The organism is Lichenicoccus sp., from assembly GCF_965277665.1.
Classification (GTDB): domain Bacteria; phylum Pseudomonadota; class Alphaproteobacteria; order Acetobacterales; family Acetobacteraceae; genus Lichenicoccus.
Genome location: NZ_OZ255835.1, coordinates 797,819 through 817,040 on the forward strand (window position 1 = coordinate 797,819; position 19,222 = coordinate 817,040).

A 19,222-nucleotide genomic window follows, 5' to 3' on the forward strand; every position below is an offset into this window, starting at 1 on the left:
TTCTCACCCGGCTTTGAAGGGTTCCAGCGATGACGCTGCGCGCGCGTTTCACCGATGACACGAAGCTGGCGATGAAGGCAGGCGACACCGCGCGCGTCTCGACGCTGCGCATGATCCTCGCGCGGGTGAAGGATCTCGACATCGCCGCGCGGCCGAAGGGCGTGGAGCAGATCAGTGACGACGAGATCGTCCCGGCACTGCGCAACATGGTCAAGCAGCGGTCCGAGTCGGCTTCGCTGTATCTCCAGGGTGGGCGGGGCGAACTGGCCGCCAAGGAAGCCGCCGAGATCGTCATCATCGAGGGCTACCTGCCGGCGCCGATGGACAGCGCGGCCCTGCAAGCGGCCGTGGAGTCGGCGGTGGCGGAAACCGGCGCGTCGGGCCTGCGCGACATGGGCCGGGTCATGGCGGCGCTGAAGGCGGCGCACGGGCCGGCCCTCGACATGGCGCGCGCCAAGGCGCTGGTGCAGGCGCGGCTCGCCTGAAACCGGTGCGTTGCAGGACCAGAGATGGCGTTTGATCCGGCCTTTCTCGACGAATTGCGGGCGCGCACCCCGATCGCCGCCGTGGTCGGCCGCCGCACCCGGCTGACCCGCTCGGGTCGCAACTGGAAGGCCTGCTGCCCCTTCCACGGCGAGAAGACGCCCTCGTTTTATGTGTATGACGACCATTTCCACTGCTTCGGCTGTGGCGCGCATGGCGACGTGATCTCGTTCGCCATGCAGAGCGGCGGCCAGTCCTTCCTGGAGACGGTGAGCGCGCTGGCCGCCGAGGCCGGCCTCGAGGTGCCGAGACAGACCGAGGCGGCGCGTGGTGCGGCGGCCCGTGCGAAAACGCTGGCAGAGGCGCTGGAGGCGGCGCAGCGCAGCTACGTGCGCCGGCTTGCCGCGCCGGACGGCAAAGCGGGCCTGGCCTATCTCCGCGCGCGCGGCCTCACCGACGCGACCATCGCGGCGTGCGGCCTGGGCTGGTCCGGCGACGGTCGCGGCAGCCTCGCCGCCGAGTTGCGCGAGCAGGGCATCGAGGCCGCCCTGATGGCCGAGGCCGGGCTGATGCGCCTCGACGAGGCTGGCGGTCCGAAGGGCGAGCTGTTCTTCAACCGCGTCACCTTTCCGATCCGCGACCGCCGCGGCGCGCTGGTGAGCTTCGGCGGCCGCACTCTCGGCGACGGCCAGCCGAAATACCTCAACGGGCCGGAGACCGCCCTGTTCGTCAAGCGCCGCACGCTGTTCGGGCTCGACCGCGCCCAGCTTGCGATCCGGGCCGCGCCGGCCCCGGCGACCGGCGCCGCGCGCCCGCCTGCGCCGCTGGTGGTGGTCGAGGGCTACATGGACGTGATCGCCCTGCACCAGGCGGGCATCGCGGGCGCGGTGGCGCCGCTCGGCACCGCGCTCACCACCGAGCAGCTGGAAGCGCTGTGGCGGGCCTCGCCGGAACCGGTGCTGTGTTTCGACGGCGACGCCGCGGGCCGTCGCGCCGCCATCCGCGCCGCCGAGATCGCGCTGCCGCTGCTGGACATGGAACGCACGCTGCGCTTCTGCCGGCTGCCGGACGGCGAGGATCCCGACAGCCTGCTGCGCGCGCGCGGGCCCGGCGTGATGCGCGCGGTCCTGGAGGCGGCGCGCCCGATCGGGGACGTGCTGTTCGAGCTGCTCTGCGAGGGCGTGCACGACCCGGGGCCGGAGCAGCGCGCGGCCCTGCATACGCGGCTGGTCGAGGCGGCGGCCCGCATCGGCAACAAGACGCTGGCGGCCGAATACCGGCGCACCCTACTGGACCGGTTCTTCGAGACCTTCCGCCGGCGCCGGCCGGAGCCCGGTCGTGCCACGCCGGCCGGGGCGCCGCGAGCGATGTCGGGCCGGACCGGTCCGCAGGCGAACGCGGCCGCCGCGCACCGCCGGGTCGATGCATCGGGCGTGCGGAGCGAGCGCACGCGCATCCTCACCGCGATCCTGCTGCGCCATCCGGAGTTGCTGCACGACGTCGAGGAGGCGTATTGCGGCCTCGAACTGCCGGACGGACTGCGCCGCCTGCGCGAGCACATGGTCGCCTGGGCAAGCGCGCTACCGGCAGACGACCAGATTTTGCCCAATCCTGCGTACAATCTCGCCCACGGTCCTGCGCCGGACGGTGCCGCACCGGCTCTTGACTCGCAAGCCCTGATCGACCACCTGACGCTAGCCGGATTGTCGGCGCAGCTCGACGCGGTTCTCGATGCTCAGCCCTTGCCTCTCGCGGAGCAGGTCGGCCCGGGTGACATGCCTGCCGAGGTCGAGGCGCGCTGGTGGCATTATTTCGGGCTGCTCAACTTCGAGCGGCTGGAACAGGAGATGCAGGCGTCGCTCCGCCAATGGGTCGAGTGCCACGACGAGCCGTCCCATCGTCGGCTGCGCGCCTTGTCCGAGGCCTGCTCCGCGCTGCGTGGCGGCGAGCAGGCCGACCAGGATGGGTAGGCCACGCAGCGATCGCGTGCGAGCGGATGCTGCATGAACCGTCAACGGCCCGCCGCCCGCTCCTGGGCGGCGGGCTAGTGTATGGAGTTGGTTAGGCGATGGCGACAAAGACAGCCGCGAGCACGGAAGCCACCAGTGGCGATCAGGACGCCGACGCGACCCTGCTCGACACGCAGTCGGCTGCCGTCAAGCGGCTGATCGCGCGCGGTCGTGAGCGCGGCTACATCACCTTCGACGAGCTCAACGCGGTGCTGCCGCCCGACCAGATGTCGTCGGAGCAGATCGAGGACGTGATGGCGGTGCTCAGCGAGATGGGCATCCAGGTGGTCGAGAACGAGGACACCGAGGAGGCCGAGGCCCCGCGCGAGGAAAAGAAGGAGGACGCCGAGGAGGAGCCGACCGGCAATGTCGACGAGGAGAGCCTCGGCCGCACCGACGACCCGGTACGCATGTACCTGCGCGAGATGGGCTCGGTCGAGCTGCTGTCGCGCGAGGGCGAGATCGCGATCGCCAAGCGCATCGAGGCCGGCCGCGACGAGATGATCGGCGGCCTGTGCGAGAGCCCGCTGACCTTCCGCGCCATCATCTCGTGGCACGACCGGCTCAAGATCGGGCAGATGCTGCTGCGCGACATCATCGATCTCGAGGCGACCCAGTCCGGCAACGTCGCCGAGGAGGCCGGCCCTGCCGGCGTGCCGGGCCAGGCGCCCGCCGGATCGGTCGTGCCCGAGGCGTTCGACGCCGCACCCGAGATCGATGAGGAGGGCGAGGCCGAGGGCGCCAACCTGTCGCTCTCCGCGCTGGAGGAGAAGCTCAAGCCCGAGGTGCTGGCGCAGTTCGAGGAGATCGAGGCGCTCTACAAGAAGCTGCACAAGATGCAGACCCGCCGCCTGGACAGCATCACGTCCGGCGAAGTCGTCAACGAGAAGAGCGAGAAGAGCTACGAGAAGCTGCGCGAGGAGCTGGTCGGCAAGGTCGAGCAGGTCCGGCTGCACAACAACCGCATCGAGGAGCTGGTGCTGCAGCTCAAGCAGATCAGCCAGCGCCTGAACGGCCTCGAGGGGCGCATGCTGCGCTGCGCGGAAAGCACCAAGGTGTCGCGCGACGACTTCCTAGTGAAGTACCGCAACCACGAGCTCGATCCGAGCTGGATGGACATGGCGGCGGCGCTGCCGGGCAAGGCCTGGAAGAACTTCGTCGCCAAGCACGGCGCCGACATCATCGAGCTGCGTGGCAAGGTGGCGGCCGTGGCGCAGGATGCCGGACTGCCGATCATCGAATTCCGCCGTGTCTATGCCACCGTCTCGCGCGGCGAGCGCGATAGCGCGCGTGCCAAGAAGGAGATGATCGAGGCCAACCTGCGCCTGGTGATCTCGATCGCCAAGAAATACACCAACCGTGGCCTGCAGTTCCTGGACCTGATCCAGGAGGGCAATATCGGCCTGATGAAGGCGGTGGATAAGTTCGAATACCGCCGCGGCTACAAGTTCAGCACCTACGCGACGTGGTGGATCCGCCAGGCGATCACCCGCTCGATCGCGGATCAGGCGCGCACCATCCGCATCCCCGTGCACATGATCGAGACCATCAACAAGCTGGTCCGCACCTCGCGCCAGATGCTGCACGAGATCGGCCGCGAGCCGGCGCCCGAGGAGCTTGCCGAGAAGCTCGGCATGCCGCTCGAGAAGGTGCGCAAGGTGCTCAAGATCGCCAAGGAGCCGATCAGCCTCGAGACCCCGATCGGCGACGAGGAGGACAGCCATCTCGGCGATTTCATCGAGGACAAGACCGCGGTGATCCCGCTCGACGCGGCCATCCAGACCAACCTGCGCGAGGCCACCACGCGGGTGCTGTCGTCGCTGACGCCGCGCGAGGAGCGGGTGCTGCGAATGCGTTTCGGCATCGGCATGAACACCGACCACACCCTCGAGGAGGTCGGCCAGCAGTTCAACGTGACGCGCGAGCGCATACGCCAGATCGAGGCCAAGGCGCTGCGCAAGCTGAAGCACCCGAGCCGCAGCCGCAAACTCCGGTCGTTCCTGGACGATTGAGCAGGCGACGGCTGACTGCGCCATCCAGTCCGGCCGTGCCGCCCATACCGCTCTTGGGATAAGCCTGTCATGGTCCAGCAGACCCACGCCACGCCGTCAAAGCCGCCATCCGGCTCGGGCACCTCGCGTCCGGGCAGCTCCACCCGCATCGGCGTCGACGTGACCTTCCTGCGCATGATGCGGCCGCCGTCGGGCGAGACGCCGAGGCTGCCAGGAGCCTATGACCTCCTCACCGTGGCCAGGCCGACGGTCGGGTTCTACCGCTATCTCTATGCGACGGTGGGCCGGGACTATTGCTGGTGGCTGCGCCGGATGACGCCGGACGCCGAGATCGCGGCGCTCCTGGCCGACCCGCGCCTGTCGCTGCACGTGCTGTATCACCAGGGCGAGCCGGGTGGCTTCTTCGAGCTCGATGGCCGGCATGGCAACGAGGTCAATATCGGCTATTTCGGGCTGATGCCGCATCTGGTCGGGCAGGGGATCGGGTCCGCCTTCCTGCAGGCCGCGATCGCCGAGGCGTGGCGGCGGACCGGAATGCGCCCGGGGGCGGCGATCCGGGTCAATACCTGCACCGCGGATCATCCGCGTGCGCTGGGCGCCTATGTGCGCGCCGGCTTCTGCCCGGTGCGCACCGTGCGCGAAGTCTGGGACATCCCCGATCGGCTCGGCCTGCCGATCCCGGCCCGCCTGCGCGTGTAGCGCATGATCCGGTCGATCATGCGTCCGGCAGGCGTGGGGATGCCGGATCGGCCGTCGTCCTGACCGGGTGGCGGCGATGTCGCAACCCAGGGCGGACGTGGCGCGCATCGAGCCGCTGATGGTGCCGCCCGAGTCGGCGGGCTTGGTGTCGACGTCGGCGTCGCCCCAGTCGGCGGCGTCGGGGGCGGATCGTCGGCGCGTCCGCCTGTTCGTGCCGTCCGCGGCCTGGGGTGGCCGGCGCCGGCGCGAGATGCTGGCCGGGGCCGGCGTGATCGCGGTGCTGTTCCACGTGATGATGGTGGGCGCCATCGTCGAGGCGCCGGGCCTGATGCCCCGCTTCATGCGGCCGGCACCGCTGGTGCCGCCGCCGCCGCCGCCTGAAGCTGAGATCGTGATGGTCAAGCAGGACACGCCGACCGTCGGCGGCACGCCGCCGCCGCAGAAGGCGCCCCCGCCGGCGCCCAAGGCGGCGCCCGAGCCGCCAAGGCAGGGCGGCGGCGCGCCGGCGATGGCTGCCCCGGACGGCCCGCCGGTGCCGCCACCCGCCAAGGCTCCGGACCTCCGGCAGGGGGCAGACAAGGCCGGCACGGCCGACCAGGCGCATCCGCCGCCATCGCCGCCGGCGCAGACCATGCAGGTCAATCTCGACCTCGACGGTCAACCCGGGTGGGGGCTGGTGGATCAGCGTACCCTCGCAGCCTCGCCCGACGACCGCTACATCAACAAGCCTGCCGCCTATCCGCGTGCCGCCGGGCTGCGCGGCGAGGAGGGCACAGTCTACATGGTGACCGAGATCGCGCCGGACGGCCATGCGTCGAGCGTGCAGATCGTGGGGAGCTCGGGCTACCCGGACCTCGATCGCGCGGCGCGCAACGCGGTCGCTGCCTGGCATTTCAAGCCGGCGATCCGCGGCGGCCAGGCGGTCGCCTCCGAAATGCGCGAGGCCTACCATTTCAAGATCGACAGGTAGCCCACCGCCTCGCTGCCGATCCCCGCGTTCATTGCGTGTTTGACTTCTTGCGCCGCCGGGCGGCTTCTGCGCGCATGGGTCACGGTTCCGGCATGACCGAGATGGCGTACCCGATCCTGCTCGCCGATCCGGTGGTCGCGCATGCGGGCCACCAGCATCTGCGTCGGCGTGATGGCTCGCTGCAGCCCCTGCTCAACGGGCCGGGACTGCCGGTCGAGCACTTCGTCCCCGGCTGGACGCCCGGAGTGCTGTTTGGCGGCGCGGCGCCGTTCCTGATCCTGGAATTCCACGGCCCGGGCGGCGCGCGCGCGGCGTGGCTGCTCGATGCCGGGTTGTGTCGCCTCGGCGACCGCCTCGACGAGCTGCAAGCGGATCATCTGGCCAGCCTCCGCCACGCCATCCTGCCGGTGCTGCGTCGCATGGCCACCGACATCCTGCTGCGGCCGGTGCCGATCTTCTCGCGCGAGGCGCGGGCCTTCGCCCAACTCAACGACGCCTTCCGCGAGGGGCTCGCCGATCTCGCAGCCGACGACGTGCTGCGCGCGCCGCAGATCCTTCTGGTCAACGAGATGCCGGACCGGATGCCCTTCGATGGCGCGATGCAGCACGCCGATGTCGCCGTTGCGTCCGAGGTGCAGCTGCAGCGCGCGCATATCGCCGAGGGCCTGGCGGCCGCGTTCGAGGACCGCATCCTGGCCGCGACGCATGACGGGATGCTGTCGTTCCCGAGCCCGGTCGATGGGCGCCGGCTGCGCTGCCAGGGCAGCCTCTACCTCGATGACTTTCGCATCGCCTACCGCTTCGCCGACATCGCCGCCGGGCTCGCCTTCTACGTCATCGCGTCGGACCACTACGTCAAGGCGGTGGCGCTCTATGTGCCGGCCATCGACCTGCTGGTGGTGCCCGACAGCTGGAGCCGGCATCTGCTCGGCGTGTATTTCTCGCCCGGGGTCGAGCGCCGGCTGGTCCGCCATGCGCTGAGCTTCGGCGCAAGGCTGGTGCCCTACCTCGTGCGCGGTGCCGCGCGCCTCGCCAGCGTGCTGCGTGGCGCGCCGGGCACGCATCTCGGCCATCAGCTCTGGAACGAGCTCTCCGGCATCGAATACCTGCTGGGCTCCAGGCCCGGCGCGCTGATCCCGGAATGGATCGTACCCGGCCCGCGCCACGCCATCGAACTCTGGGGTGCCACCGACCTGGTGTTCCCGGAGCTGCGGCATCGGGTCAACCGTGCGTTCGCCTGCGGCGGTGATGTGCTGCCCTACCTCTACAGCGAAGGCGTCTGCGCGGTTCGGATGACGCGCGAGCGCGTGTCGGCCAGGCTGCGCCGCCGGCTGCAGCGGATCACGCGCTCCGGTGCGGCCTTTGCGGCGGCGGAACGGCTGGCCGAGGCGTCGCACCGCAACGCGGCCGCGGTGATCGTGCTCGGCCTGCGCGTCGAGAACCGCACGATGGTGGACATCACGCAGTTCTTCGCCGATGCAATCGCGATGATCGCGCAGCGCTGGCCGGGTTCGACCGTGGTCATCGACGGGCACAATTCCTGGCATGCCGATGCGGCACAAGGCGCGGGTGTCGGCCAGACGATCCGGAGCCACCCTATCCAGAGCCAATCTATCCAGAGCCACGGGGAATGGATGGCGGCGACGCCGCCGTTGCAGGTCGAGCGCGCGATCGCAGCGGAGTTGCGTGCGGCTGCCTGCAGGCTCGACGTGTGCATCGTCGATACGCTGGGCGCGCCGCTGTCGCACAGCCTCGCCTGGGCCCAGCTCTGCGACGGCTTTCTCTCGATCTGGGGGGCCAGCCTTGCGAAGTTCCGCTGGGTCTGCAACAAGCCCGGCCTCGTCGTGAGCAGCCGCGCCAACCTGCTGCATCGCGATGACCTGCACATCTACGACGCGCCGCGATACATGGAGCTGCCGACGCCGCTCCTGTTCGCCGACCCCGCCGCCATCGAGGACGACGCACAGGCCGCAAGGCTGGTGCCGGTCGCCGAGGACGAGCCGCTGTTCGCGAACTTCCGTGCCGACCACGGCCTTGTGCTGGCCCAGTTCGCCGGGCTGATCGAGCAGCAGCTCGCAACGTTACGCTGTGCATCGGTCGCCGATGCAACGTTACGCTGTGCATCGGTCGTCGCGATAGGCTAGAACCGTGTCCAGGCAAGGCCGGGTACAAGCGTTCCATGGTTTCGCGTATCGCGATCATCGGCGCGGGCTGGTACGGCTGCCATATCGGCCTGTCGCTCAAGCTGCTCGGTTTCGACGTCACCATCTTCGAGCAGCATGCGCGTCCGTTGCATGAAGCCTCCGGCAACAACCAGTTCCGCCTGCATCTGGGATTCCACTATCCGCGCCATCACCAGACCCGGGTGCAGTCGCGTGACGGGTTCATGCGGTTCATGGAGCGCTACCCTTATCTCAGCCGCGAGGTCGCGGAGAACATCTATGCAGTCCCGAGCGTCGAGAGCCTGATCGATTTTCCGACCTATCGCCTGATCATGACCTCGTCCGGGATCGACTATCGCGAAGTCCTGGCGGCCTCGGTGCCGGTCATCGAGGTGATGGGACTGATCCAGACCGGCGAGCGCGTACTGCTGATCGAGCAGGCACGCCGCTACTTCGCCGGCCAGCTGGCGGGCAGCCTGGTGCTCGGCCACCATGTCGGCAGCATCGAGCACGAGCCGGGCTGCGTGCGTGTCGAGGGCATGCCGTTCGACCTTCTGGTCGATGCGAGCTGGGGCCAGCAATCCGCTCTGCCCGCCGGCTTCTTCTACGAGCCGACCATCTTGCTGTACTATGAGACCAGGGGGGAGACCAGCGGGGCGACCGACCAACCGTTCCCGGCGATCACCCTGGTCGATGGCCCGCTTTGCTCGGTGTATCCGACGGAGGATCCGAGCATCTACACGCTCTCCTCGGTGCCGCACACGCCGCTCGGCGTTGCCACCGATCCGGCCCGCGCACGCCGCGTCCGCGACAGCGTGTCGTCGGACCTTGTTCAGGCCAAGCGGCTCGCGATGGAGGCGCAGATCTCGCGCTACCTGCCGGGCTTCAGGCAGAGTTTTCGTTTCGTCGGGCCGCAGCTGGCGATCAAGACCAAGCCGGTCGGCAGCTTCGACGACCGTTCGTGCTCGGTGATCCGGCGCGGCCGGGTGTTCCAGGTCATGTCGGGCAAGATCGACACCATCTTCTTTGCGATGGAACGTATCCTGTCCTTCATCGAGGCGTCGCAGACCGATGCGGTGGTGCCGCTGCAAAGCCCGCTGCGGCAGGATATCATCGATCGCGGCATGATCACGCATGCGCTCTGATGGCGGATCCTGCGACGCCCTGATCGGGCATACCGGGTTCGTGGGCTCGAACCTGCTGCGCCAGCGCAGGTTCGCGGCAACGTTCAACTCGTCGAGCATCGGCGGCATCGCCGGGGCGCGTTTCGATGCGGTGGTCTGCGCGGGTGCCTCCGGCGTGAAATGGTGGGCGAACCAGAACCCCGGGCAGGATCGCGCCCGCATCGCGGCGCTGATGCGTCATCTCGATACGGTCGAGGCCGGACATTTCACCCTGATCTCGACGGTCGATGTCTATGACAGCCCCGTCATGGTCGACGAGGATGACGATCCGACACCGGCGCGCCTGCACGCCTATGGCCGCAACCGCCTGATGCTGGAGACATACGTCGCGCAGCGCTTCGATCGTTCGCTCGTGGTGCGGCTGCCGGGCCTGTTCGGCACCGGCCTGAAGAAGAATGTCATCCATGACCTGATGCAGGGCGAGCGGCTGGCCGCGATCAATCCGGCCTCGACGTTCCAGTGGTATCCGCTCGACCGTCTCGCGGCCGACCTGGCGCGCGCGCGGCGTCTCGGGCTCGCCCGGCTCAACCTGGCGACCGCGCCGCTCGCCATGGCGACGCTGTGCGAGTGCGTGTTCCAGGGGGCCGCGATCGGGGCGGACGCGGCGGCGGCCATCGCCTACGACATGCGGACCCGGCACGACGCGGCGTTCGGCGGCGCGGACGGGGTGATCATGGATGCGGCGGCGGTGCTGGATGCGCTCGCGCAGTTCGCCGCGGGGGGCATCCCATGCGGCGCCTAGCGGTCTCCAACCTGGCCTGGCGCGCCGGGCCGGCGATGCAGGCACGGGCGCTCGCGTCCCTGGCGCGTCAGGGTGCCGCGGGGGTGGAGGTCGCACCGACCCGGATCGCCGACTGGGACGCGATCACGCCGCAGCACCTCGTCGCATTCCGCGCGGCGTGCCGCGCCGAGGGGCTGGCGGTGAGTTCCCTGCAGGCGATCTTCCATCTCTGTCCGGAGGCCGCCTTGCTCGGCAGCGCCGCGGCGTTCGCCGCCATGCAGGAGCAGGTGCGGCGCATCGCCGGGATCGCCGCCAGTCTGGGCGCCGGGGTCGCGGTGTTCGGCGCGCCGCAGCGCCGCCTGCGTGGCGCGATGGCGCCGCCGCTGGCGATGCAGCTTGCGGCCGACCGGCTACGCCTGCTTGCCGAGCTGGCCTATTCCGGCGGCGTGGTGCTCGGCATCGAGCCGGTACCCGCTTCCTATGGCGCGGATTTCCTCAACCATGCGCACGAGGTGATCGATCTCGTGCGCCGGGTGGATCATCCCGCGGTGCGTGTGCATCTCGATACCGCCTGCATCACCCTGGCGGGCGACGATCCCGCCCGCGCGATCATGGCGGCGGGTTCGCTGCTGGCGCACTACCACATGGCCGAGCCGCGGCTGGGTGGCTTCTTGGAGCCGGCCCTCGACCATGCAGGTGCCGCGCGGGCGCTGGATGCGGTCGGCTATGCCGGATGGGTGGTGCTCGAGATGCTGGCGCCGGCTTCTGAGGCCGGGGACGACGAGGCCGAACTGGGCGCCATCGCCGCGGCGCTCGCCTGTGCCCGAAGTGCCGGAGCATAGATCCGTTCCCACAAGCAGGCCCGGTTGCACGGGCGGCCCGCTTATGCTCTAAGCCGCGGCTTCCCTGCCGGAGCGTGGCATCGCTCCGGCTATACCCATGTCCGCGGCAGCTGCGAGCCGCCTGCGGGCGGCAGGTCGCGGACGTCCGCTGCCGGCTCGGGTTGAACACATCCGAAGGGAGCAGCCATGCCATTCTACGAGTGCGTGCTGATTGCACGCAACGACGTGACGCAGCAGCAGGTCGAGGGTGTCGCCGACACCATCGCAACCCAGCTCGAAGGCGAGGGTGGCAGCATCCAGAAGCGCGAATATTGGGGGCTGCGCAGCCTCGCCTATCGCATCAAGAAGAACCGCAAGGGGCACTACATGCTCCTCGGTCTCGATGCGCAGCCGGCCTCGATCAACGAGATGGAGCGCCAGCTCAACCTCAACGAGGACGTGCTGCGCTTCATGACGATACGCATCGAGGCGATCGACGAGGCGCCGTCGGCGATCCTGAGCCGCAAGAGCGACGACCGCGAGCGTGGCTTCCGCGGACCCAAGCCTGCCGGACGCTTCGATAGCGGCCGCAAGCGCGGCTATGACGACCGCGAGGAGTTCCGCGCGCGCGGCGAGCGCGAGGAGGGACCACGCGGCGGGGGCGGTGGGCGCTCCGAGATGGCGGAAACGGAGTGAGCGCGATGTCCGAGAGCACAGACGTCAACCCGTCGCAGCGGCGCACCGCCGTCGGCGCCCGCCGGCCGTTCTACCGCCGCCGCAAGTCCTGCCCGTTCTCCGGCCCGAACGCGCCGAAGATCGACTACAAGGACGTGCGGCTGCTGTCGCGCTTCCTGTCGGAGCGCGGCAAGATCGTGCCGAGCCGCATCACCGCCGTCTCGGCCAAGAAGCAGCGCGAGCTGGCGCAGGCGATCAAGCGCGCCCGTTTCCTGGCGCTGCTGCCGTACATCCTGAGCTGAGGGAGAAGGCATATGGCCGCAACCGAAGTCATCCTGCTCCAGCGCGTCGACAAGCTGGGCCAGATGGGCGAGATCGTGCGCGTGAAGCCCGGCTTCGCCCGCAACTACCTGCTGCCCGAGGGCCGCGCGATTCGCGCCAACGCCCATAACCGCGAGCGCTTCGAGCGCGAGCGGGTGCAGCTCGAGGCGCAGAACATCAAGCGCCGCGAGGAGGCCGAACGGCTGGCCGAGCGCGTCGGCGGCATGTCCGTCGTCATCATCCGGCAGGCCGGCGACAGCGGCAGCCTGTACGGCTCGGTGACGCCGCGCGACATCGCGGTGGCCACCACCGAAGGCGGCCTCGGCGTCGATCGCCAGCAGGTGCAGCTCGACAACCCGATCAAGACGCTCGGGCTGTCCGAGGTGCGGGTGGTGCTGCATCCGGAGGTGGTGATCCGGGTCACGGTCAACGTTGCCCGTTCCCCCGAGGAGGCCGAGCGCCAGGCGCGCGGCGAGCAGGTCGGTCGCGACCAGGACGGTGACGAGGACGAGATCGAGGAGATCGAGACCCCGGAGCCCGGGGGCTTTGACCCGATCGCCTGAGAGGCTGTTTGCAAATGCCTGCTGCTGGCGATCCGACACGTCTTTTCTCCGCTCCGCTGCTCACGGCCAGAAGGCCGCTGCGCTGCGGTGCTCGAAAAGCCACGCCGGCCGCGGCCCTGCGGACCGCTCTCATCCAGCATCAGGCATTTTCAAACAGCCTCTGAGCGGTCACCCCCTGCCTGCCTGAGAGCCCCCTTGCCTGCCGAGGCGCAAGGCCCCGGAGCGATGCTCCGGGGCCTTTTTCATGGCCGGCATCGTTCGATCAGCAAATCTTTATCGGACAGCGGCTTGCCTGCCTTTCATGCTGCATCGGGAGATTCGGAACGGAGGCGGATGCGATGTCGGTCACGCTTGACGCGGTCATGCGACGCTTCATTCGGCACGGCGTGCTCGATGTCCGCTATCCCGACGGCAGCACCCGCCGCTATGGCACGCACGGCCCGCATGCCGGCCTGTGGATCGACACCCGCAAGGCCGAGTTCGGGCTGATCGTCAATCCCGGGCTGCTGATGCCGGAAGCCTACATGGATGGCGGCCTGCGTCCGATGGGCTGCAGCCTGTATGCGCTGATGGAAGTGCTGATGATGAACGTGCGCAACGCGGCGCATCCGGCGATGCAGGTGGTCTCCTGGCTGCGCCGCCTGCGCCGCGCCTGGTCGCAGTTCAATCCGGCGCCGCGGTCGCGCCGCAACGTGGCCCACCATTACGACCTCAACGGCCGGCTCTATTCGCTGTTCCTGGATCGCGACCTGCAATATTCCTGCGCCTACTTCGCGCAGGGCGACGAGGCGCTCGACGAGGCGCAGGAGGCCAAGAAGCACCACATCGCCGCCAAGCTGAAGCTCGACCGGCCCGGGCTGCGGGTGCTGGATATCGGCTGCGGCTGGGGCGGCATGGCCCTGACGCTGGCGCGGGACTATGGCGCGCAGGTCACCGGTATCACGCTCTCGACGGAGCAGCTCGACGCGGCACGGGCGCGGGCGGTGGCCGACGGGCTCGCGGCGCGTGTGCAGTTCGAGCTGACCGACTACCGCGATGTGCGCCAGCGCTACGACCGCATCGTCTCGGTCGGCATGTTCGAGCATGTCGGGATCACCCACTACCGCGAGTTCTTCGGCCACCTGCGCGACTGCCTGACCGAGGACGGGGTGGCGCTGATCCACGCGATCGGCCGCGCCGACGGGCCACGCGCCACCAATGCATGGATCGAGAAATACATCTTTCCCGGCGGCTATGCGCCGGCGCTGAGCGAGACCACCGCCGCGATCGAGCAGACGGGCCTCTGGATCACCGATATCGAGGTGCTGCGGCTGCACTATGCCAAGACCATCGCGCACTGGCGCCGGCGCTTCGCCGCCAATCGCGCCGCGATCGCCTCGCTCTATGACGAGCGCTTCTGCCGCATGTTCGAGCTCTATCTGGTCTCGTCGGAACTCGCCTTCCGCCGCCAGATGCAGATGAACTTCCAGATCCAGCTCACGCGGGATCCGACCGCGGTGCCGTTGACCCGCGACTACATGATCGATGCGGAACGGCGGCTGCCTGCCGCGGCGGATGTCGTGACGGATACGATCCAGGTTTAGAAGACTGCTGAAGAACCCGGAAACGAATCCTCCTTAGCGCAACGAGTCCAGGCCAAGGGCTTTGCCCCCTTGATCCGCTTCGCGGCTCAAGCCCATCAAAGGCGAGCCTCTGAAATCCTTGTTTAAAAGAATTGGGGTCTGGGGCCTTCGGCCCCAGCGGGTCAAGGGCGGAGCCCTTGCGCTTGGATTTTCAGCACCCTGCTCGTCTTCGACGGTTCGGCCTTTATGTGACCTTTACGCGGACCGCGCATGGTCCGTATGGCGCCTTTACGCGAGGCGCGCCTAGTTGCTGCTAGCGTTCCACTGCTGGAAAGACAGCACCATGTTCGACATTCTGCTGCTGCTCCTCGGGGCCGGCTGCATCCTGCTGATGGACGGCTACGCGTCCCTCTGCGCGCGGATCTGAGCCCCCTGGAGTTGAGGCCATGACACTCGATCTGCTGCTCGGCGCCGTCACCTCGCTCGGCCTGCTCGGCTACCTGGTCTGGGCGCTGATCCGTCCCGAAGATTTCTGAGGACCCCTGGGCGGGTCTTTTTAAGGACATTCCCATGACGATCAACGGCCTGGTGCAAATGGCGCTGGTGCTGGCGGTCGTGCTCGCACTCGCGGGCCCGGTCGGCCGGTATATCGCCGCCATTCTCGAGGGCGAGCGAACCTTCCTGTCTCCGGTGCTCGCCCCGGTCGAGCGCGGCACCTACGCCATTCTCGGCATCGACCCTGCGCGTGGCATGGGCTGGCGCAGCTATGTCTCGGCATTGCTGCTGCTGAACGCGGTGCATTTTGCGCTGCTGTACGTGATCTTGCGGCTGCAATTCTACCTGCCGTTCAACCCGCAGGCGATCGCCGGCATGCCACCCGGGCTTGCCTTCAACACCGCGGCCTCGTTCGTGACCAACACCAACTGGCAGGCCTATACGCCGGAGAGCGGCATCTCGAACGGCGCGCAGATGCTGGGCCTCACCGTGCACATGTTCGTCTCGGCGGCGACCGGTGTTGCGGTTGCGGCGGCGGTGATACGGGCTTTTGCGGCCGGCGGCGTGAAGACGCTCGGCAACGCCTGGGCCGACACGACGCGCGCGATGCTCTACCTGCTGTTGCCGCTGACAATCGTGTTCACGATCATCCTGATGGCGAGCGGCGTGCCGCAGACGCTGCTCGGCTACGCGCAGGTGACCACGCTCGAGGGCGCCACGCAGACCATCGCGCGCGGGCCCGTCGCCTTCCAGGAGGCGATCAAGCTGCTCGGCACCAACGGTGGCGGCTTCTTCAATGCCAACAGCGCGCATCCGTTCGAGAACCCGACCGCGCTGACCTGCGCGATCGAGACCATCATGCTGCTGCTGATCCCGTTCGCGCTCACGGCCGCCTTCGGCCGCATGGTCGGCCAGCCGGCGCAGGGCCGCGCGCTGCTTTGGGCGATGGGGCTGATCCTCGGCTTCGGCGCGCTGGGCTGCTACGCCGCCGAGATGTCCGGCACGACGATGCTGCATGGGTTCGGCGTGAACCAGGCGCTGGGCAACATGGAAGGCCGCGAGATGCGGTTCGGCAACGCGCTGACCACGCTGCTGAACTGCGGCGCCACCGGAACCTCCACCGGCGCCGTCGCCGGCTTCACCGACAGCTTCACGCCGCTCGGCGGCCTGATCCCGCTGTTCCTGATGCAGCTCGGCGAGGTCACGCCCGGCGGCATCGGCTCCGGGCTCTACTTCATGGTGGTGTTCGCGCTGCTCTCGGTGTTCGTCGCCGGGCTGATGGCGGGCCGCACGCCGGAATATCTCGGAAAGAAGGTGCAGGCGCGCGAAGTCAAGCTGGCGATGCTGGCATTCCTGATCCTGACGGCCTGGATCCTGTCTGGCGCCGCGGTGTCGCTGCTGCTGCCGGCGGGTGTTGCAGCACTTGCCAATGCCGGGCCGCACGGACTGACCGAGATGCTGTATGCCTGGACGTCGGCCACGCAGAACAACGGCTCGGCGATGGCGGGCATCACCGCGAGCGGTCCGCTACTCGGCTACGGGCAGGCCTTCGCGATGCTGTTCGGCCGCTTCGGGGTGCTGGTGCCGGTGCTGGCGATTGCGGGGTCGCTTGCCGCCAAGCCGAAGCTGCAGGCCACGTCTGGCACGTTCCCGACCACCGGGCCGCTGTTCATCGGCATCCTGATCGGCGTCATCATCATCCTGGGCGGCCTGCAATACATGCCGGCCGATGCGCTCGGGCCGCTCGCGGAACATTTCGCGATGCGTGCCGGCGCGACCTATTAAGGACTGATACCATGTCCACCACTACGACAACCCAGACTGGCACAACCCAGACCGGGACAAACCCGAACGGCGCCATCAACCTGTTCGACGGCGCGATCATCGGCCGCGCGGCGCGCGACGCCTTCGGCAAGCTCAATCCGCGCCAGCTGATGCGCAATCCGGTCATCTTCGTTACTGAGATGGTGGCGATCCTGACCACCGTGCTCGGGGTACGCGACCTGTTCGTGCATATCCCGGGCAACCCGGCCTCGTTCGCGCTCGCGATCGCGGCCTGGCTGTGGCTGACCGTGCTGTTCGCGACCTTCGCGGAGGCGGTCGCCGAAGGCCGCGGCCGGGCGCGTGCCGAAAGCCTGCGCCGCTCACGGACCGAGATGGTGGCCAAGCAGCTGCCGAACCCGGATGATCCTGCCCTGTTCAAGCGGGTTCCGGCGTCCGACCTGCGGCGCGGCGACGTGGTCCTGGTCGAGACCAACGACCTGGTGCCGCTCGATGGCGAGATCATCCAGGGCATCGCCTCGGTGAACGAGAGCGCCATCACCGGCGAGAGCGCGCCGGTGATACGCGAGGCGGGCGGCGACCGCTCGGCGGTGACCGGGGGCACCCAGGTGGTGTCCGACTTTCTGGTGGTGCGCGTCACCGCCGATCCCGGCCAGACCTTCATCGACCGCATGATCCGCCTCGTCGAGGGGGCCGAGCGGCGCAAGACGCCGAACGAGATCGCGCTCGATATCCTGCTCGCCGGGCTGACCATCGTGTTCCTGTTCGCGGTCACCACGCTGGTCGGCTTCGGGCATTATTCCGCGACCCTGCTGCCGGTGCCGATCCTGGCGGCACTGCTGGTGACGCTGATCCCCACCACCATCGGTGGCCTGCTGTCGGCAATCGGCATCGCTGGCATGGACCGGCTGATCCGCTTCAACGTGATCGCGACCTCCGGACGCGCGGTCGAGGCGGCGGGCGATGTCGATACGCTGCTGCTCGACAAGACCGGCACCATCACCTTCGGCAACCGCATGGCGGCCGGGCTGTATCCGGTGCCCGGAATCGACGAGCGCCGGCTGGCGGAAGCGGCGGTGATGGCATCGCTCGGCGACGACACGCCGGAAGGCCGCTCCATCCACGCCTATGTCGCCGACCGGCACGGCATCCGTCCTATCGCGCCGAACGAAGCGGTGACGGTGCCGTTCTCGGCCAACACCCGGCTGTCCGGCCTGGATGCGGACGGGCATGCCTGGCGCAAGGGGGCGGTGGACAGCGTGCTGCGCATGATCGGGGATATTGCACCGCCGCCGGCCTTCACCGCCGCGGTGGACCGCATCGCGCGGGCCGGCGGCACGCCGCTCGCGGTGACCGAGGATGGCGCCTTGCTCGGCGTCGTCGAGCTCAAGGACGTGGTCAAGCCAGCCATACGCGAGCGTTTCGCGCAGCTGCGCCAGATGGGCATCCGCACCGTCATGGTGACCGGCGACAACCGGGTGACGGCCGCCGCGATCGCGGGCGAGGCGGGCGTGGACGATTTCATCGCCGAGGCCACCCCGCAGGACAAGCTCGGCTACATACGCAGCGCCCAGGCCGAGGGCCGCATGGTGGCGATGTGCGGCGACGGCACCAACGACGCGCCGGCGCTGGCGCAGGCGGATGTCGGTGTCGCGATGCAGACCGGCACTCAGGCGGCGCGCGAGGCGGCCAACATGGTCGATCTCGACAGCGATCCCACCAAGCTGATCGAGGTGGTGGAGATCGGCAAGCAGTTGCTGATCACGCGCGGCTCGCTCACCACCTTCTCGATCGCCAACGACATCTCGAAATACTTCGCGATCCTGCCTGCGATCTTCGTCGCAACCTATCCCGGGCTCGCGGTGCTCAACATCATGCGCCTGTCGACGCCGCAGAGTGCGATCATGTCGGCGGTGATCTTCAATGCGGTGGTGATCGTGGCACTCGTGCCGCTCGCACTCCGCGGGGTGAAGTTCCGTCCTGTGAGTGCCACGCAACTGCTGCGGCGCAACCTGCTGATCTACGGGCTCGGCGGCCTGGTGGTGCCGTTCGTCGGCATCAAGGCGATCGACCTGCTGCTCACCGCCCTTCATATTTTTGCTTGAGGTATCCGACATGCTTGAGCATCTGCGTCCCGCCGTCTCGCTGGTGGCGCTCTCCACGGTGTTCTTCGGGCTCGCCTGTCCGCTCGCCTTCGTCGCGGCCGGACATGTGGCGCCGAACCTCGCGGAAGGCAGCCTGGTCATGCGTGACGGCCATCCGGTCGGCTCCGCGCTGATCGGCCAGAACTTCACGAGCCCGCGCTATGTGCACGGCCGCCCGTCGGCGATCACCGGCACCGATGCCAAGGGCAACACGATCCCGGCGCCATACGACGCCAGCACCTCGCTCGCGTCCAACCTGGCGCCGACCTCCAAGGCGCTGCATGACCGGATCGCCGGCGATCTCGCAGCACTCGGCAAGCGCGGCATCGCACCCGGCGCCGTCCCGGTGGACGCCATCACCGCGTCCGGTTCGGGTCTCGATGCGGACATCTCGCCGGCCTATGCGCTCATGCAGGCGCGCCCGGTGGCGGCCGCGCGTGGCCTGCCGGAGGCAAGCGTCCGCAGCGTCATCGCGGCCGAAATCCGGCCGCGGATCGTCGGCCTGTTCGGCGAGCCGCGCGTCAACGTGCTTCGGGTGAACCTGGCGCTGGACCGCCTGCCGCCCGGCGCGCGTCACGCAACACCCGGACAGGTCGCAGGCGTGGTGCACTAGTTTCCT

Annotated in this window: 17 protein-coding genes; all 17 read left to right on the forward strand. The window is 68.8% G+C overall.

The features are described from left to right. Positions 1-29: 29 nt before the first annotated feature. Positions 30-485, forward strand: coding sequence for a GatB/YqeY domain-containing protein (locus tag ACQY4O_RS03590; RefSeq protein WP_428374863.1), 456 nt, complete (start codon positions 30-32; stop codon positions 483-485). Between the two features lie 24 nt (positions 486-509). Then, on the forward strand, positions 510-2,453 hold the full coding sequence (gene dnaG / locus ACQY4O_RS03595; protein ID WP_428374864.1) for a DNA primase: 1,944 nt from the start codon (positions 510-512) through the stop codon (positions 2,451-2,453). A 98-nt stretch (positions 2,454-2,551) separates the two neighbouring features. After that, a complete protein-coding gene (rpoD, locus tag ACQY4O_RS03600) occupies positions 2,552-4,504 on the forward strand; it encodes an RNA polymerase sigma factor RpoD (protein ID WP_428374865.1) in 1,953 nt (650 codons plus the stop codon). A gap of 69 nt (positions 4,505-4,573) precedes the next feature. Continuing rightward, a complete protein-coding gene (locus ACQY4O_RS03605; RefSeq protein ID WP_428374866.1) occupies positions 4,574-5,203 on the forward strand; it encodes a GNAT family N-acetyltransferase in 630 nt (209 codons plus the stop codon). A gap of 76 nt (positions 5,204-5,279) precedes the next feature. Further along, a complete protein-coding gene (locus ACQY4O_RS03610) occupies positions 5,280-6,173 on the forward strand; it encodes an energy transducer TonB (RefSeq protein WP_428374867.1) in 894 nt (297 codons plus the stop codon). A 92-nt stretch (positions 6,174-6,265) separates the two neighbouring features. After that, positions 6,266-8,317, forward strand: coding sequence for a hypothetical protein (locus ACQY4O_RS03615; protein WP_428374868.1), 2,052 nt, complete (start codon positions 6,266-6,268; stop codon positions 8,315-8,317). A gap of 35 nt (positions 8,318-8,352) precedes the next feature. Beyond that, on the forward strand, positions 8,353-9,480 hold the full coding sequence (locus tag ACQY4O_RS03620) for an FAD-dependent oxidoreductase (protein ID WP_428374869.1): 1,128 nt from the start codon (positions 8,353-8,355) through the stop codon (positions 9,478-9,480). Continuing rightward, the gene (locus ACQY4O_RS03625; protein WP_428374870.1) at positions 9,470-10,261 is read left to right on the forward strand and encodes a hypothetical protein; all 792 of its coding nucleotides are present in this window, start codon (positions 9,470-9,472) and stop codon (positions 10,259-10,261) included. The genes ACQY4O_RS03620 and ACQY4O_RS03625 overlap by 11 nt, the downstream gene beginning before the upstream one ends. Then, on the forward strand, positions 10,249-11,082 hold the full coding sequence (locus ACQY4O_RS03630; protein WP_428374871.1) for a sugar phosphate isomerase/epimerase family protein: 834 nt from the start codon (positions 10,249-10,251) through the stop codon (positions 11,080-11,082). The genes ACQY4O_RS03625 and ACQY4O_RS03630 overlap by 13 nt, the downstream gene beginning before the upstream one ends. Before the next feature lie 186 nt (positions 11,083-11,268). Then, a complete protein-coding gene (gene rpsF, locus ACQY4O_RS03635; RefSeq protein WP_428374872.1) occupies positions 11,269-11,757 on the forward strand; it encodes a 30S ribosomal protein S6 in 489 nt (162 codons plus the stop codon). A 5-nt stretch (positions 11,758-11,762) separates the two neighbouring features. After that, on the forward strand, positions 11,763-12,038 hold the full coding sequence (gene rpsR, locus ACQY4O_RS03640) for a 30S ribosomal protein S18 (RefSeq protein WP_428374873.1): 276 nt from the start codon (positions 11,763-11,765) through the stop codon (positions 12,036-12,038). 12 nt (positions 12,039-12,050) lie between these two features. Continuing rightward, positions 12,051-12,620, forward strand: coding sequence for a 50S ribosomal protein L9 (gene rplI, locus ACQY4O_RS03645; RefSeq protein WP_428374874.1), 570 nt, complete (start codon positions 12,051-12,053; stop codon positions 12,618-12,620). A gap of 338 nt (positions 12,621-12,958) precedes the next feature. Further along, positions 12,959-14,203, forward strand: a complete 1,245-nt coding sequence (locus ACQY4O_RS03650; RefSeq protein WP_428374875.1) for a class I SAM-dependent methyltransferase — start codon at positions 12,959-12,961, stop codon at positions 14,201-14,203. A gap of 425 nt (positions 14,204-14,628) precedes the next feature. Next, a complete protein-coding gene (gene kdpF / locus ACQY4O_RS03655; protein WP_138324221.1) occupies positions 14,629-14,718 on the forward strand; it encodes a K(+)-transporting ATPase subunit F in 90 nt (29 codons plus the stop codon). 34 nt (positions 14,719-14,752) lie between these two features. Then, complete coding sequence (gene kdpA / locus ACQY4O_RS03660; RefSeq protein ID WP_428374876.1) at positions 14,753-16,462, forward strand: potassium-transporting ATPase subunit KdpA; 1,710 nt, start codon at positions 14,753-14,755, stop codon at positions 16,460-16,462. Positions 16,463-16,473: 11 nt separating this feature from the next. Further along, positions 16,474-18,564 carry a potassium-transporting ATPase subunit KdpB gene (kdpB, locus tag ACQY4O_RS03665; RefSeq protein ID WP_428374877.1) on the forward strand — a complete coding sequence of 697 codons (2,091 nt, stop codon included), beginning with the start codon at positions 16,474-16,476 and terminating at the stop codon, positions 18,562-18,564. Positions 18,565-18,574: 10 nt separating this feature from the next. Next, positions 18,575-19,216: a K(+)-transporting ATPase subunit C gene (kdpC, locus tag ACQY4O_RS03670; RefSeq protein WP_428374878.1), complete on the forward strand. Its 642-nt coding sequence runs from the start codon at positions 18,575-18,577 to the stop codon at positions 19,214-19,216. Positions 19,217-19,222: the final 6 nt, after the last annotated feature.